Consider the following 15,549-nt stretch of genomic DNA (forward strand, 5'->3'; position numbering starts at 1 on the left):
GAACGAAATAAATAAAATGTGGCAAGGGAACGGAGACGTCTTCTGGAGGGTGGTAAATGAAAAGAAAACTCCTTTTGATCTGCGCAGGCACCTTACTGACTGCGACAACGGTCCATCAGGCGCTGGCCGTGACCAGTAGCGGCACCATCGGCGCGACGCTGACACTCACGAACGGCTGTCTGATAAATGGATCGCCCACGCAAAACGGCATTAACTTCGGGACACTGGATTTCGGCACCCATCCCGCAACGTTTTCCACTCTGACCACCCAGCTCACCGGCGCCAGCGGCGGAAACACCTTCACCATTCAATGTACGACCGCCAGCTATACGGTGGCGATCACCGGCAACACCAACTCCACCGCTCCCGGTACCGTTGTTGGCACCCCAGGAACACCTGCCCGCTATCTGGTTAACACCGCCAACGCGGCACAGGGCGTGGCGTACAGCCTGTACAGTGATAGCGGGTTTAACAGCGTGATTGCCAATAACACCGCGTTGCCGATCGCCTCTACGGCAGGAGGGGTGGACAGTTACACCCTCTACGGACGTATTACCGGCGGCGGTAACAGCGTGACGGTCGTACCCGGAACCTACACAGACACGATTAACGTCAGCGTCACCTATTAGTCCTGCACCGCCATGAAGGCAACTCTCACAGGTCTGCGCATATGCGCAGAGGGACACGTGCAGCCTTTATTCGCGCTGATCGTCGGATTGTTGATGACGCCTGCGGCGAATGCGGTGACATCACAGTCCTTTAAAGTCAGCGCGACCATCGTCCCGGGATGTGTGGTGACCACCGGCAGCGGAGGGCTTCTCGGGACGCTGGATTTTGGCACCCACAACGGCGTCGAGAGCGCACCGGTCAGCACCAGTTTTGTGCCAAACGGGGCCTTATCTATCGCCTGCACGCCAGGCGTGGCGCTGAGCATGAGCATTAATGGAGGCCAGAATTATTCAACCGTTCGCCGCATGAAACGCTCGAACGGTGCCGACATGGTGGGATACCGGCTTTACAGCAGCAGCTCGCTGGCCGCGAACAGCGAAATTGGCGTCAACCAGGCGATACCGGTGACCTATAGCAACAGCAATAACATCGCGCTGCCGCTTTTTGGCGTGGCGCTACTGACCGGATTTAGCCCGGCAGGAACGTATTCCGATCAGCTCACCGTGACCTTGTCATGGTAATAAAGGGAGAGTGTTGATGAAGCCAGTTTTCAGACCTGTTTGTCTGGCGGGCGTGTTGGGAATGGCTGTGGCAACCGGTCAGGCGCAGGCGGCAGCCACCATTCTGCTCTGGCCGATTGACCCGTGGCTTGCGGCAGACGCCAATGCCACGGAACTGTGGATCCAGAACCAGGGAAACAGCGCCACAACGATGCAGGTGCGCATTGTGCGCTGGAAGCAGGAGGACGGACACGAGCGCTACACCGCACAGCAGGATGTGGTCGCCAGCCCGCCCATCGTCACGATTGGCACAGGCAGCAAGCAGCTTATCCGCCTTATTAAGCAGGCTCCCGTTCCCGCAGGCATTGAACAAGCCTACCGCATTATCGTGGATGAAATTCCTCAGCCTGATGCCAAAGCAGAACCCACCATCGGCCTCAAATTGCAGATGCGTTACTCCATTCCGCTGTTTGTGTATGGTCAGGGGATCCCGACCATTAAAGAGGGGGCGCATCACGCCCTGGTGGAGACCCGAAACCTGAGCTGGCGGGTGACGCGAACGGATGGGCAGCCGGCACTGGAGGTCCGGAATCGGGGGGATGTCCATGTCAGGCTGAGCCAGGTGGCGCTGGAGCAGGGAGGACAGAAACGCACGGTTGCGGAGGGATTGCTGGGTTACGTACTTCCCGGTAGCACCCGCAGCTGGCCGGTACCCGCGGGCGTTCGTCAGCCAGAGCGGATGAGCGCGCAGATTAATGCCAGGGACGCACAATGGCAGTCGACGCCCGTCAACTGAAGCCGGCGATGATGATACTGCTTTGCGTCAGTTCCGCGACCTGGGCTGAGCCCGGCGATGACAGCCTGCCGCCGCCGCCCCAGGCACAGGCGATACATGATGAAGCGGTCTTCCAGCTTGCCCTCGTGCTTAACCACTACGACACCGGTCTGGTCGTGCCCGTGACGCAGCGTAAAGGCGCTTTCTTTATCTCCAGCGCCGACCTGCTGCGCGCGGGGTTGCCACCGGAGCATGTTCCTGCCGGAGAGGTGAATCTCTCTTCGCTTTCTCAGGTGAGGGTCGAGTACGACAGCGCCGCGCAGCGCCTGCTGCTGACCGTTCCCCGCGACTGGGTCGCGTCCCGTGTGACGCCGTTCAGCGCGCAAGCGACGCAGGCCAAACCGCACTTCGGGCGCGGCGCGCTGCTCAATTACGATCTTTACACCAACCGCACGGAGCATATCGGCGGACAGGCGTCCCTCTGGCATGAGTTCCGCTACTTTAACGAGAACGGTTCGTTTTCCTCCACCGGCTATGCCCGGGAAAATTTCACCGGCAACGAGGGTCAGCAGGAGGGGTATGTCCGCTATGACACGACCCTGCTGTTCACCAATGAGGATGACGCGATGAGCTGGAACGTCGGGGACGTGATCAGCGATGCCCTGAGCTGGAGTTCCAGCGTGCGGATGGGGGGGATCAGCGTCGGGCGGGATTTCTCCCTGCGCCCTGACCTGGTGACGTGGCCGCTGCCCGAGTTCGCCGGGGAAGCGGCGGTACCCACCTCGGTCGATCTTTTTATCAACGGGTATCGCTCCGGCTCAACCCAGCTTCAGCCGGGCCCCTTCACCCTGACCAATCTGCCCTATATCAACGGCGCCGGGGATGCGGTGCTGGTCACGACGGATGCGCTGGGGCGACAGGTCAGCACCACGCTGCCGTTTTACGTCACCAGCGACTTGCTTAAAAAAGGGCTGAGCGACGGCGCCGTGACGCTGGGCAGCCTGCGGCGTAATTACGGTATCAGGAATTTTGACTACGGCTCCGCGGCAGGCAGCGGCTCGTATCGCTACGGGGTGACGGACTGGCTGACCCTGGAAGGGCATGCGGAAGGGGCGCAGGAGCTGGCGCTGGGCGGGGCAGGGACGGTGATAAAACTCGGCCAGTTTGGCGTGGTGAATACCGCTTACTCGCAGAGCCGCATGCGCGGGGATACGGGCGGGCAAATCAACTGGGGTTACCAGTACAGCACCAGCGAGTTCAGCGTCGCCACCCAGCACACGCGCCGTGACCGCGGTTTTGGCAATCTGGCCCTTTACGACCAGCCGACGGTGTATGACGAGAACAATAAACCCATCGCCAGCTTCAGCCGCAATACGGACCAGTATTCTCTTACCTTCAATCTGGGGCAGTACGGCAACATCGGCGCGGCCTGGATCGGCGTGGAAAGTTTTGACAGTCAAAAAACCGAGCTGCTTAATCTCTCATGGAGCCGCAATTTGTGGGGCGCGAGCAGTATTTACCTCGCCGGGAGCCGGGACCAGCAGCGGGGAGACTGGACGGTCGCGCTGTCGCTGCAGGTGCCGCTGGGGGCACGCGACAGCGCCGCGTTCACCGTTGAAAACACCCCGGATGCCGGCAGTACCCAGCGCATCAACTATAACCACGCCATGCCGTCTGACGGCGGCTTTAGCTGGAACATGGCCTGGGCCAACCAGTCAAAATCCAGTGACTATCAACAGGGCACGCTGGGCTGGCGTAATAACAATATTGAACTGCAGGGCGGCGGCTACGGCGAAAGGGACATGATGACCTGGTGGGGCGAGGCGATGGGCGCGATTGTTCTGATGGACGGCGAGCTGTTTGCCGCGAATAAGATCAACGATGCGTTTGTCGTCATCAGTACCGACGGTCATCCGGACGTGCCCGTCAGCTATGAGAATCAGCCCGTCGGTAAAACGAATAACAACGGTTACCTGCTGGTCAGCGGGGTGTCGGCGTATTATCCGGCTAGCTACCGCATTGATACCCTGAACCTGCCGGCGGATACCCGTCTGAAAGAGACCGAGCGGCGGATCGCGATCCGGCGTCACAGCGGCTATCTGGTTGATTTCCCAATGGAGCAGGAGCGGGTGGCAAGCGTCATTCTGCACGATGCGCGCGGCCAGGCGCTGCCGGTGGGAAGCCAGGTCCGACGCGCTTCGCGCAGCAATGCGGTGGTGGGGTATGACGGCATCGCCTGGCTGGAGAATCTTAGCGATGTGAACCCGCTGGAGGTGATCGCGCCTGATGGAAAACGCTGCAGGGCTACCCTGACCGTGGGAGCCAACCCGGAGCACAAGCTGCAAACCTACGGTCCGCTGGTGTGCCGGGAGGCACCATGAAGCGCCTGCTGCTGTTGATACTGCTGCTGTTTTCCGGCGGCAGTTGGGCGGCGTGTACCGTCAGTACGGTCAACGCCTCGTTTGGCAGCGTCACGTCATTTGCGCTCAGCGGAACCGGGGAGGTGGAAACCACCGGCACGCTGGTGGTGGCGTGCGATGCCATACTGAATCTGTTGACCAACGACTCGGTGACGCTGACCTATACCGCGGCATCGGTCTCGGGCAGCAGTCGGGCCACCATGAAACGCACGGACAACGCGGCCATCACGGACGTGATCCCCACCCGGCTGTGCGGACTCGCGGGCTGCGCGAGCAGCAGCGAGGTACAGATAAGCAAATCGTATACCTGGAGCGGGAATACGCTACTGGGGTTGCTGGGGTCAAAGCAGTACAACATCCCGCTCTATTTCCGTACCGTCGCCGGACAGAACGTTTCTGCCGGGCCGTATCAGGTGCAGTTAACCTTCAGCGTTAACTACAGCGTCTGCTCCGTGGGCGCGCTCGGTATTTGCACAATCAATCAGACGGGCACGGCGACGACCACCATCCTCCTTAACCTGACCGTGACCAACGACTGCAGCGCCATGACCACGCCGGACGTCAACTTCAACAGCGCGCCGCTGGTGCAAAGTTTCCCTACCGTCTCGCAGGCGATTGCCGTCACCTGTACCAAAGGCAGTACGTATACCATCGGTATTAACAACGGTGCTAACGCGCTGAATAACGTGCGCCGGATGGTAAGCGGCAGTAACTACCTGAGTTATGACATCTATAAAGAAGCCACGGGTAACCGCTGGGGCGGCAGCGGCAGCGAACGCTGGACCAGCGCGACGTCGTCGCAGGTCAGTACCGACGGTCTCCTGCGTACCTACAACTACACCGCGAAAGTGCTGACCAATCAGGCCACGCCACCCGCCGGAACCTACACCGATACGTTGATTGTCGACGTGGCTTTCTAACCCCGCGCTTTTCCCTTTCGCAAATGTAAAGTTCCTGTTGGCTGTGCCGATAACACCGTTAATAAATCTATGAGAAGGTGTTGTATGTTGAACCGTATCCGCGTTGTCACAATGCTCATGATGGTGCTGGTCATTTTCGCACTTCTTCAGCTCATCTCCGGCGGGCTTTTTTTCTCGTCATTAAAACAGAACCAGGACAGCTTTGCGGCCTCAAACGATCTCCGCCTGCAGCAGAGTGAGCTCACCTCAACGTGGGATCTGATGCTGCAAACGCGTATCAACCTGAGCCGTTCGTCCGCGCGCATGATGATGGATCCCAACAATCAGCAGAGCAGCGCGAAAACCGATCTGTTGAAAAATGCCCGTGCCACCCTCGCTGACGCCGCAAAACATTACGACGCCTTCAAAAAGATTACCCCGCAGCCTGCGATGGAGCAGGTGAGCCAGAACATTGACGAAAAATACAACGCCTACCATGCCGGTCTGGCAGAGCTGATTCAGTTCCTTGAGAGCGGCAACATGGACGCCTATTTCGCGCAGCCGACGCAGGGGATGCAAAACGCCCTCGGCGCGGCACTGGGGGAGTACGCGAAGGTCAGTGGCGATCTGTATCACTCCGCGTTTGCTGAAAGCCAGAATGACTACCGCTTTGCGAAATGGCAGATGGCGGTGTTGGCGCTGGCGCTGGTCATTGTGCTGATTGCGGTCTGGTACGGCATTCGCCATATCCTGCTGAACCCTCTCGGTCGCGTCATTGCCCACATTCGTGACATTGCCGGCGGTGACCTGACCAAAACGCTGACCGTGTCCGGGCGCAATGAGATCACCGAGCTGGCAACCAGCGTTGACCATATGCAGCGTTCGCTTATCGATACCGTCGCCAACGTGCGTAGCGGCACGGATGCCATCTATACCGGCACCAGCGAAATTGCGATGGGCAATAACGACCTCTCTTCGCGCACCGAACAGCAGGCGTCCGCCCTGGAAGAGACGGCGGCCAGCATGGAGCAGCTCACCGCGACCGTGAAGCAGAACGCCGATAACGCCCGCCAGGCGTCTCAGCTGGCGGAAAGCGCCTCCGAGACGGCACAGCGTGGCGGCCGCGTGGTGGATGGTGTGGTGAAAACCATGCACGACATCGCCGAGAGCTCGAAGAAAATCGCCGACATCATCAGCGTCATCGACGGCATTGCCTTCCAGACCAACATTCTGGCGCTGAACGCCGCCGTGGAAGCGGCGCGTGCGGGCGAGCAGGGACGCGGGTTTGCCGTGGTGGCCGGGGAAGTGCGCAACCTGGCCAGCCGCAGCGCCAACGCGGCAAAAGAGATCAAGTCGCTGATTGAAGATTCCGTCTCCCGCGTGGATACCGGCTCCGTGCTGGTGGAAAGCGCCGGGGAGACCATGAATGACATCGTGAATGCTGTCACCCGCGTGACGGACATCATGGGGGAAATCGCCTCTGCGTCTGATGAGCAGAGTCGTGGTATCGACCAGGTTGCTCTGGCGGTATCGGAAATGGATCGCGTGACACAGCAAAACGCCGCGCTGGTGCAGGAGTCCGCTGCGGCGGCCGCTGCGCTGGAAGACCAGGCAAGCCGTCTGAAGATGGCTGTCTCGGCGTTTCGTCTCGCTTCACTCGCTGGAAACACGGTCACCCCGCAGGCGACGTACCGCGCGCCAGCCGCTGAACCGGCTGCAAACCGTACGCGTACCGCGACGACCGGACAAGATGAAAACTGGGAAACATTTTGACTGACAATTAAACCGCGGCTGCTTGCCGCTTGATGGGAGCGTGGATGTTAAATCGTATTCGTATCTCGACCACACTGTTTTTGATTCTGATCCTTTGCGGTGTGTTGCAGGTTGGCAGTAACGGGTTGTCTTTTTGGGCGTTTCGCGATGGCTATCAGAATTTGCAGGACGTTGAGGCGAGTAATCAGCAGCGCTCCGCACTGGCACAAACCCGTGCCGTGCTGTTGCAGGCAAGCACTGCGCTGAACAAGGCGGGAACCTTAACCGCGCTAAGTTATCCGCCGGATGACATTAAGGCGCTGATGGCCACCGCGCGCGACAGCCTGAAACAGGCTGACGCACAGTTTAAGGCCTTTACGGCACAGGCCACCGGCAGCGAGAAAGAGAAAGCGCTGAAGGCCGCCATGAAGACCCATTTTGAACAGTGGTACAGCGATCTGGACCATCAGGCGACGTGGCTTGAGAACAACCAGCTGTCGGACTTTATGACCGCGCCGGTTCAGGCCTCGCAGGCCGCGTTTGACGGCAGCTTTAACGCGTGGCAGCAGGATATTAACCAGTCTGTCCAGCGTGCCGGTGACCAGAGCCGTCAAAGCTATCACATGTCGGGCGTCATCTTTGCCGTGGTGGTGATTCTGGCAGGGTTGCTGACCGGTGCCGCGCTGCTCTGGTCGCGCAGAATGATTGTGCAGCCGTTGGCGATTATCAGCAGCCACTTCGACAGTATTGCGAAAGGCGACCTGGCGCGTCCGGTGGCGGTGTTCGGCAAGAACGAAATTTCGGCAATTTTTGCCAGCCTGAAGGCGATGCAGGGATCGCTGCGTGAAACGGTATCCGACGTGCGTCAGGGCAGTTATGCCATGCACACCGGGATCTCAGAGATTGCGGCGGGTAACAACGATCTCTCGTCCCGCACCGAGCAGCAGGCGGCCTCGCTGGCGCAGACGGCAGCCAGTATGGAGCAGCTAACCGCGACGGTAAGCCAGAACGCCGATAACGCGCGTCAGGCGTCTGACCTGTCAAAACAGGCGGCGATGACGGCGAAGAAGGGCGGCGACCAGGCGTCCCACGTCGCCAGTACCATGCAGGAGATCGCCACCAGTTCACAGAAAATTGGTGACATCATCAGCGTGATTGACGGTATCGCGTTCCAGACCAACATTCTGGCGCTGAATGCCGCTGTGGAAGCCGCGCGTGCCGGGGAGCAGGGGCGCGGGTTTGCGGTGGTGGCGGGTGAAGTGCGTAACCTGGCGAGCCGCAGCGCCAACGCGGCGAAAGAAATTAAGGTGCTGATCGAAGAGTCGGTCTCACGCGTTCAGCAGGGCTCAACGCTTGTGGATACCGCGGCGAAAACCATGCACGAAATCGTCACCTCCGTGACGCGGGTGAACGACATCATGGGCGAGATTGCCTCGGCGTCGGATGAACAGCGTCGCGGCATTGAGCAGGTTGCCCAGGCGGTGAGCCAGATGGATCAGGTGACGCAACAGAACGCCTCGTTAGTTGAGGAAGCGGCAGCGGCAACCGATCAGCTGGCCAGCCAGGCGGATCGTCTGACCGGGCTGGTCGCGGTATTTAATGTGAAAGAGCACGTTGAAGCAGTAACAGAAGTCGGGCGGTCGCAGGCCGTGCCAGTTGTATCCTGAATGTAATTAAGAAGGCGCTATGACATCACCAATGCCCCCTGGGCAAACGTCATTATTGTTGCAGATGACACAGCGCCTCGCGCTGTCCGACGCGCATTTTCGTCGGATATGTCAGTTAATCTACCAGCGTGCGGGGATCGTGCTTGCGGATCATAAGCGGGACATGGTCTACAACCGTCTGGTGCGGCGCTTGCGTACGCTGGGGCTGGATGATTTTGGCCGCTATCTGAGCATGCTCGAGGCGAACCAGAACAGCGCAGAGTGGCAGGCTTTTATTAACTCGTTAACCACCAACCTGACGGCGTTTTTCCGCGAGGCTCACCACTTCCCGGTTCTGGCCGAGCATGCGCGCCGTCGCACCGGGGAGTATCGCGTCTGGAGTGCGGCCGCCTCGACGGGTGAAGAGCCGTACTCGCTGGCGATCACCCTTGCCGATACGCTGGGGATGGCGCCCGGGCGCTGGAAGGTATACGCCAGCGATATCGATACCGAAGTGCTGGAGAAGGCGCGTAACGGCGTTTATCGCCAGGATGAACTGAAAACGCTGTCGCCGCAGCAGCTGCAGCGTTATTTCATGCGCGGGACGGGCCCGCATGAAGGCCTGGTACGCGTACGCCAGGAGCTGGCGAACTGCGTCGAATTCGCGCCCGTTAACCTGCTGGATAAGCAGTACAACGTGCCGGGGCCTTTCGACGCCATTTTTTGCCGTAACGTCATGATCTATTTTGATAAAACGACGCAACAGGACATTTTGCGTCGGTTTGTTCCGTTGCTCAAGCCTGACGGTTTACTGTTTGCCGGGCACTCGGAAAACTTCAGCAACCTCGTGCGTGAGTTTAGCCTGCGTGGGCAAACGGTATATGCGCTGAGTAAGGAAAAAGCATGAGTAAAATCAGGGTATTGTCTGTCGATGATTCAGCGCTGATGCGTCAGATCATGACTGAAATTATCAATAGCCACAGCGACATGGAGATGGTGGCAACCGCGCCTGATCCGCTGGTAGCGCGGGATTTAATTAAAAAATATAACCCCGACGTGCTAACGCTGGATGTCGAGATGCCGCGCATGGATGGCATAGATTTCCTCGAAAAATTAATGCGGCTGCGGCCCATGCCGGTGGTGATGGTCTCCTCCCTGACTGGGAAAGGATCGGAAATCACCCTGCGCGCGCTGGAGCTGGGGGCGGTGGATTTTGTCACCAAGCCGCAGCTCGGCATCCGTGAAGGGATGCTGGCGTACAGCGAGATGATCGCCGAGAAGATCCGCACCGCGTCGCGGGCGAAGCTTGCCGCCCACACGCCGATGGCCGCGCCGGCGACCCTGAAGGCCGGTCCCTTACTCAGCTCGGAAAAACTGCTGGTCATTGGGGCGTCAACCGGAGGAACAGAGGCAATTCGTCATGTACTCCAGCCATTGCCGCTCTCAAGTCCGGGTATTCTGATCACTCAGCATATGCCGCCAGGCTTTACCCGTTCGTTCGCAGAACGCCTGAACAAGCTGTGCCAGATCAGCGTGAAAGAGGCGGAAGACGGCGAGCGCGTGCTCCCGGGGCATGCCTATATCGCGCCGGGCGACAAGCATATGGAGCTGGCGCGCAGCGGCGCTAACTATCAAATCAAAATTCATGACGGACCGCCGGTCAACCGGCACCGTCCGTCGGTGGATGTGCTGTTTCATTCGGTGGCGAAACATGCGGGGCGCAACGCCGTGGGGGTGATCCTGACGGGGATGGGCAACGACGGTGCCGCCGGAATGCTTGCAATGCACCAGGCTGGCGCCTGGACGATTGCGCAGAATGAAGCAAGTTGTGTGGTGTTCGGCATGCCGCGCGAGGCCATCAATATGGGTGGCGTGAGCGAAGTGGTCGATCTTAGCCAGGTAAGCCAGCAGATGCTGGCGAAAATCAGTGCCGGACAGGCAATACGTATTTGACTCAGGAGTATTATTTTATGGCGGATAAAGAGCTTAAGTTTTTGGTTGTGGATGACTTTTCCACCATGCGTCGCATTGTGCGCAACCTGCTGAAAGAGCTGGGCTTCAACAACGTTGAAGAAGCAGAAGACGGCGTTGATGCGCTGAACAAACTGCAGGCTGGCGGGTTTGGTTTTGTGATCTCCGACTGGAACATGCCAAACATGGACGGTCTGGAACTGTTGAAAACCATTCGTGCTGATGCGGGAATGGCGTCCATGCCGGTTCTGATGGTCACGGCAGAAGCGAAGAAAGAGAACATCATTGCCGCTGCACAGGCGGGCGCAAGCGGCTATGTGGTGAAGCCATTCACCGCGGCGACCCTGGAAGAGAAGCTCGGTAAGATCTTCGAGAAACTCGGCATGTGAGGTGTTGGTTATGATGCAACCTGCTATGAAACCCGTTGAAGAACACTCGCCGAGCGACATCATCGTCCGCATCGGCAGCCTGACGCGCATGCTGCGTGACAGCCTGCGTGAGCTGGGTCTGGATCAGGCGATTGCCGAAGCGGCGGAAGCGATTCCTGATGCCCGCGATCGTCTGGACTACGTCGTGCAGATGACCGCTCAGGCCGCTGAACGTGCGCTGAACAGCGTGGAAGCGTCGCAGCCGCACCAGGATGCGATGGAAAAGGGGGCGAAAGCGCTGACCAAACGCTGGGACGAGTGGTTTGAGAACCCTATCGAGCTGGCGGATGCCCGCGAACTGGTGACCGATACCCGCCAGTTCCTGGGGGATGTGCCGGGTCACACCAGCTTCACCAATGCCCAGCTGCTGGACATCATGATGGCGCAGGATTTCCAGGACCTGACCGGTCAGGTTATCAAGCGCATGATGGATGTGATCCAGGAGATTGAGCGCCAGCTGCTGATGGTGCTGCTGGAGAACATCCCGGAACCGGCAGCCCGTCCAAAACGCGAGAACGAAAGCCTGCTCAATGGTCCACAGCTCGACGCCAGCAAGGCGGGCGTGGTGGCAAGCCAGGATCAGGTAGACGACCTGCTGGACAGCCTCGGCTTCTGATGGTCCATTCCGCCTCAGGGGATGGACATACTCTGAGGCGGTTTGCGACAAAATCACCGAAAAGAGCCCGAATAAACGGGCTTTTCCCGCCATTGGATTTCCGCTGCGCTGGCATGATACCCGTGACGTAATGGGCTGAGCGTGCACAGTGGCAGAAGAGAACGACGACAAAACGGAAGCCCCCACACCCCACCGACTAGAAAAGGCGCGTGAGGAAGGGCAAATCCCCCGATCCCGAGAATTGACCTCCCTGCTGATCCTTATCGTAGGCGTGTGCATTATCTGGTGGGGCGGGGAGTCGCTCGCCCGCAAGCTGGCGGGCATGCTGTCAACCGGCTTACGTTTTGACCACAGTATGGTCAACGATCCGAATCTGATCCTCAGCCAGATTATTCAGCTGATTAAAGGGGCCATGGTTGCGCTGCTGCCCCTGATTACCGGGGTTGTGCTGGTCGCGCTGGTCTCGCCGGTGATGCTCGGCGGTCTGGTCTTCAGCGCCAAATCGCTGCAGCCGAAATTTTCCAAACTGAACCCGCTGCCGGGCATTGCGAAAATGTTCTCTGCGCAGACCGGGGCCGAGCTGCTCAAAGCCATTCTCAAATCGGTGCTGATGGGCAGCTCCGCGGGGTTTTACCTCTGGTACCACTGGCCGGAAATGATGCGTCTCATCAGCGAATCGCCTCTCACCGCGATGAGCAATGCCCTGAATCTGGTCGGACTCTGCGCGCTGCTGGTGGTGCTCAGCATTATCCCGATGGTGGGTTTTGACGTGATCTTCCAGCTCTATACCCACTTCAAGAAACTGCGGATGTCACGTCAGGATATCCGTGACGAATATAAGCAGATGGAAGGTGACCCGCACGTGAAGGGGCGTATCCGCCAGATGCAACGTGCCGCCGCCCGTCGCCGCATGATGGACGATGTGCCCAAGGCCGACGTCATCGTCACCAACCCGACACACTACTCCGTTGCGCTGCGCTATGACGAAAACAAAATGAGCGCGCCGAAAGTGGTGGCAAAAGGGGCGGGGCTGATCGCTTTGCGTATCCGGGAAATTGGCACCGAACACCGCGTGCCGATCCTGGAAGCGCCTCCGCTGGCGCGTGCCCTGTACCGCCATGCGGATATTGGACAACAGATCCCGGGACAACTCTACGCCGCCGTGGCGGAAGTGCTGGCCTGGGTGTGGCAATTGAAGCGCTGGCGTCTGGCCGGCGGTCAACGGCCTGTGAAACCTGAGAACCTTCCGGTGCCTGCCGCGCTGGATTTTATGAACGAGAAGGACACTGATGGCTAATCTGGTGGCAATGTTGCGCCTGCCCGGCAACCTGAAATCGACCCAATGGCAGATCCTGGCCGGGCCGATTCTGATCCTGCTAATTCTGTCGATGATGGTACTGCCGCTCCCGGCGTTCATCCTCGACCTGCTTTTCACTTTCAATATCGCGCTGTCCATTATGGTGCTGCTGGTGGCGATGTTCACCCAGCGTACCCTGGAGTTCGCCGCGTTCCCGACCATCCTGCTGTTTACCACTCTCCTGCGACTGGCGCTGAACGTGGCGTCCACGCGTATCATCCTGATGGAAGGTCACACCGGGGCGGCAGCGGCAGGTAAAGTGGTGGAAGCGTTCGGCCACTTCCTGGTGGGCGGTAATTTCGCTATCGGTATCGTGGTGTTCGTCATCCTCGTGATCATCAACTTTATGGTCATCACCAAAGGTGCAGGGCGTATTGCGGAAGTGGGCGCGCGCTTTGTGCTCGACGGGATGCCCGGCAAGCAGATGGCGATCGACGCCGATCTGAACGCCGGCCTTATCGCTGAAGATGAAGCTAAAAAGCGCCGTGCGGAAGTGACGCAGGAGGCGGACTTCTACGGCTCCATGGACGGTGCGAGTAAGTTTGTCCGCGGTGACGCCATCGCGGGCATTCTGATCATGGTGATTAACGTGGTCGGCGGCCTGCTGGTGGGCGTGTTGCAGCACGGGATGGACATGGGCCACGCGGCGGAAAGCTATACGCTGCTGACCATCGGTGACGGTCTGGTCGCGCAGATCCCGGCGCTGGTGATTTCCACTGCGGCGGGTGTCATCGTGACCCGCGTGAGCACCGATCAGGACGTTGGCGAGCAGATGGTTGGCCAGCTGTTCAGTAACCCGCGCGTGATGCTGCTGGCCGCGGCGGTTCTCGGGTTGCTCGGCCTGGTGCCGGGTATGCCAAACCTCGTTTTCCTGCTGTTTACGGCGGCGCTGCTGGGTCTTGCCTGGTGGATGCGTGGCCGTGAAACCAAACCGGCAGCGGAACCTGTTCCGGTCAAAATGCCGGAGAATAACCAGGCCGTTGAAGCGACCTGGAACGACGTTCAGCTCGAAGATTCCCTGGGAATGGAAGTCGGGTATCGCCTGATCCCGATGGTCGATTTCCAGCAGGACGGCGAGCTGCTCGGCCGTATCCGCAGTATCCGTAAAAAATTCGCCCAGGACATGGGCTTCCTGCCGCCGGTGGTACACATCCGCGACAATATGGACCTGCCGCCCGCGCGCTACCGCATCCTGATGAAAGGCGTTGAAATCGGCAGCGGTGATGCCTATCCGGGCCGCTGGCTGGCGATTAACCCCGGCACCGCCGCAGGCACGCTGCCGGGCGAGCAAACTATCGACCCGGCCTTTGGTCTGGCCGCGATCTGGATTGAAAGCGCGCTGAAAGAGCAGGCGCAGATCCAGGGTTATACGGTTGTGGAAGCCAGTACCGTGGTGGCGACCCATCTTAATCACCTGATTGGGCAATTCTCGGCGGAGCTGTTTGGCCGTCAGGAAGCGCAGCAGCTGCTGGACCGCGTCACGCAGGAGATGCCGAAGCTGACGGAAGATCTGGTCCCGGGCGTGCTGACCTTAACCACGCTGCATAAGGTGCTGCAAAACCTGCTCGACGAGAAGGTGCCGATCCGCGATATGCGCACCATTCTGGAAACCCTTGCCGAGCACGCGCCGATACAAAGCGATCCGCACGAGCTGACGGCGGTGGTGCGCGTGGCGCTGGGACGGGCAATCACCCAGCAGTGGTTCCCGGGTACCGGGGAAGTGCAGGTGATCGGCCTCGATACGCCGCTTGAGCGTCTGCTGCTGCAGGCTCTCCAGGGCGGGGGCGGCCTGGAGCCGGGCCTGGCGGACCGTCTGCTGGCGCAAACCCAGGAGGCGCTGGCGCGTCAGGAGATGCTGGGGGCGCCGCCGGTGCTGCTGGTGAACCACGCGCTGCGTCCGCTGCTGTCGCGTTTCCTGCGTCGCAGCCTGAACCAGCTGGTCGTGCTGTCGAATCTGGAGCTGTCGGATAACCGTCATATCCGCATGACCGCGACGATTGGAGGAAAATAATGCGTAAGTGGCTTTGGATAGTGCTCTTCCCGCTGGCAGCGCAGGCTGCCGGGGGAGGTACCTGGCAGGCGAGCAGCATGGGGGTGACCCTCAGCAACCGCGGTGTTGCCATGTCGTCTAACCCGCTGTCGCCTTCGGAAGAGGTTTCCGGTCAGATGGGCCTTGTGGTCTGGAACTACCGGCTGATTGGCCCTACGCCTGCGGGCTTGCGGGTGCGCCTCTGCTCTCAGACGCGCTGTACCGAAATCGACGGCGAAAATGGAACAACGCAGGCGTTCAACGGCGTGCCAGCTATTGAGCCTTTGCGTTTCATCTGGGAAGTGCCGGGCGGAGGACGTTTGATCCCGGCACTGAAGGTGCAGAGCAATTCTGTCATCGTGAACTACCGCTAACACCCTGCCTTTTCACCAGCCATCAGGCAATTTTGATGGCTGGCTCTCAAAACTGACCTCGCCTTTTGATCAAAAAGAAATGCCGTTTTATAAATCAGTGACGCGCGTAACCA

The 15,549-nt window shown here is 59.5% G+C and carries 14 protein-coding genes; all 14 read left to right on the top strand.

What is annotated here, in order from left to right; all coding sequences use genetic code 11:
- Positions 1 to 56 precede the first annotated feature (56 nt).
- The 14 genes from ACMGGE_RS03000 (at position 57) to flhE (ending at position 15,436) form a co-directional block, all read left to right on the top strand.
- The gene (locus ACMGGE_RS03000) at positions 57 to 629 is read left to right on the top strand and encodes a spore coat U domain-containing protein (protein WP_008500422.1); all 573 of its coding nucleotides are present in this window, start codon (positions 57 to 59) and stop codon (positions 627 to 629) included.
- Positions 630 to 641: 12 nt separating this feature from the next.
- Positions 642 to 1,190, top strand: a complete 549-nt coding sequence (locus ACMGGE_RS03005; protein ID WP_420293337.1) for a spore coat U domain-containing protein — start codon at positions 642 to 644, stop codon at positions 1,188 to 1,190.
- Between the two features lie 16 nt (positions 1,191 to 1,206).
- Complete coding sequence (locus tag ACMGGE_RS03010) at positions 1,207 to 1,965, top strand: molecular chaperone (protein WP_420293338.1); 759 nt, start codon at positions 1,207 to 1,209, stop codon at positions 1,963 to 1,965.
- Positions 1,941 to 4,325, top strand: a complete 2,385-nt coding sequence (locus tag ACMGGE_RS03015) for a fimbria/pilus outer membrane usher protein (protein WP_420293339.1) — start codon at positions 1,941 to 1,943, stop codon at positions 4,323 to 4,325. The genes ACMGGE_RS03010 and ACMGGE_RS03015 overlap by 25 nt, the downstream gene beginning before the upstream one ends.
- Positions 4,322 to 5,284, top strand: coding sequence for a spore coat U domain-containing protein (locus tag ACMGGE_RS03020; protein ID WP_420293340.1), 963 nt, complete (start codon positions 4,322 to 4,324; stop codon positions 5,282 to 5,284). Before ACMGGE_RS03015 ends, ACMGGE_RS03020 begins: the two co-directional genes overlap by 4 nt.
- Before the next feature lie 84 nt (positions 5,285 to 5,368).
- Entirely contained in the window at positions 5,369 to 7,036 is a 1,668-nt protein-coding gene (gene tar / locus ACMGGE_RS03025; RefSeq protein ID WP_248221792.1) for a methyl-accepting chemotaxis protein II, read from the top strand.
- 44 nt (positions 7,037 to 7,080) lie between these two features.
- Entirely contained in the window at positions 7,081 to 8,682 is a 1,602-nt protein-coding gene (gene tap, locus ACMGGE_RS03030; RefSeq protein WP_045908195.1) for a methyl-accepting chemotaxis protein IV, read from the top strand.
- A gap of 19 nt (positions 8,683 to 8,701) precedes the next feature.
- Positions 8,702 to 9,568: a protein-glutamate O-methyltransferase CheR gene (cheR, locus tag ACMGGE_RS03035; protein ID WP_008500429.1), complete on the top strand. Its 867-nt coding sequence runs from the start codon at positions 8,702 to 8,704 to the stop codon at positions 9,566 to 9,568.
- Positions 9,565 to 10,614, top strand: a complete 1,050-nt coding sequence (locus ACMGGE_RS03040) for a protein-glutamate methylesterase/protein-glutamine glutaminase (RefSeq protein ID WP_008500430.1) — start codon at positions 9,565 to 9,567, stop codon at positions 10,612 to 10,614. The genes cheR and ACMGGE_RS03040 overlap by 4 nt, the downstream gene beginning before the upstream one ends.
- A 17-nt stretch (positions 10,615 to 10,631) precedes the next feature.
- Positions 10,632 to 11,021, top strand: a complete 390-nt coding sequence (gene cheY, locus ACMGGE_RS03045; RefSeq protein ID WP_008500431.1) for a chemotaxis response regulator CheY — start codon at positions 10,632 to 10,634, stop codon at positions 11,019 to 11,021.
- Positions 11,022 to 11,031: 10 nt separating this feature from the next.
- Positions 11,032 to 11,676, top strand: coding sequence for a protein phosphatase CheZ (cheZ, locus tag ACMGGE_RS03050; RefSeq protein ID WP_008500432.1), 645 nt, complete (start codon positions 11,032 to 11,034; stop codon positions 11,674 to 11,676).
- Positions 11,677 to 11,824: 148 nt separating this feature from the next.
- Positions 11,825 to 12,973, top strand: coding sequence for a flagellar biosynthesis protein FlhB (flhB, locus tag ACMGGE_RS03055; RefSeq protein ID WP_021240449.1), 1,149 nt, complete (start codon positions 11,825 to 11,827; stop codon positions 12,971 to 12,973).
- A complete protein-coding gene (gene flhA / locus ACMGGE_RS03060; protein ID WP_045908197.1) occupies positions 12,966 to 15,044 on the top strand; it encodes a flagellar biosynthesis protein FlhA in 2,079 nt (692 codons plus the stop codon). Before flhB ends, flhA begins: the two co-directional genes overlap by 8 nt.
- On the top strand, positions 15,044 to 15,436 hold the full coding sequence (gene flhE / locus ACMGGE_RS03065) for a flagellar protein FlhE (RefSeq protein ID WP_048029418.1): 393 nt from the start codon (positions 15,044 to 15,046) through the stop codon (positions 15,434 to 15,436). Before flhA ends, flhE begins: the two co-directional genes overlap by 1 nt.
- The last annotated feature ends 113 nt before the right edge of the window (positions 15,437 to 15,549 follow it).

Origin of the sequence: Enterobacter sp. BNK-22, from assembly GCF_048684805.1 — a bacterium.
GTDB lineage: Bacteria > Pseudomonadota > Gammaproteobacteria > Enterobacterales > Enterobacteriaceae > Enterobacter > Enterobacter quasiroggenkampii.

What these genes read in the sequence shown, in the direction of transcription:
- ACMGGE_RS03015 (WP_420293339.1), top strand. Translation starts at nt 1,941, where the DNA reads ATGGCAGTCGACGCCCGTCAACTGAAGCCGGCGATGATGATACTGCTT.
- flhE (WP_048029418.1), top strand. Translation starts at nt 15,044, where the DNA reads ATGCGTAAGTGGCTTTGGATAGTGCTCTTCCCGCTGGCAGCGCAGGCT.
- ACMGGE_RS03040 (WP_008500430.1), top strand. Translation starts at nt 9,565, where the DNA reads ATGAGTAAAATCAGGGTATTGTCTGTCGATGATTCAGCGCTGATGCGT.
- tar (WP_248221792.1), top strand. Translation starts at nt 5,369, where the DNA reads ATGTTGAACCGTATCCGCGTTGTCACAATGCTCATGATGGTGCTGGTC.
- cheR (WP_008500429.1), top strand. Translation starts at nt 8,702, where the DNA reads ATGACATCACCAATGCCCCCTGGGCAAACGTCATTATTGTTGCAGATG.
- ACMGGE_RS03020 (WP_420293340.1), top strand. Translation starts at nt 4,322, where the DNA reads ATGAAGCGCCTGCTGCTGTTGATACTGCTGCTGTTTTCCGGCGGCAGT.
- cheZ (WP_008500432.1), top strand. Translation starts at nt 11,032, where the DNA reads ATGATGCAACCTGCTATGAAACCCGTTGAAGAACACTCGCCGAGCGAC.
- tap (WP_045908195.1), top strand. Translation starts at nt 7,081, where the DNA reads ATGTTAAATCGTATTCGTATCTCGACCACACTGTTTTTGATTCTGATC.
- ACMGGE_RS03005 (WP_420293337.1), top strand. Translation starts at nt 642, where the DNA reads ATGAAGGCAACTCTCACAGGTCTGCGCATATGCGCAGAGGGACACGTG.
- flhA (WP_045908197.1), top strand. Translation starts at nt 12,966, where the DNA reads ATGGCTAATCTGGTGGCAATGTTGCGCCTGCCCGGCAACCTGAAATCG.
- cheY (WP_008500431.1), top strand. Translation starts at nt 10,632, where the DNA reads ATGGCGGATAAAGAGCTTAAGTTTTTGGTTGTGGATGACTTTTCCACC.
- ACMGGE_RS03010 (WP_420293338.1), top strand. Translation starts at nt 1,207, where the DNA reads ATGAAGCCAGTTTTCAGACCTGTTTGTCTGGCGGGCGTGTTGGGAATG.
- ACMGGE_RS03000 (WP_008500422.1), top strand. Translation starts at nt 57, where the DNA reads ATGAAAAGAAAACTCCTTTTGATCTGCGCAGGCACCTTACTGACTGCG.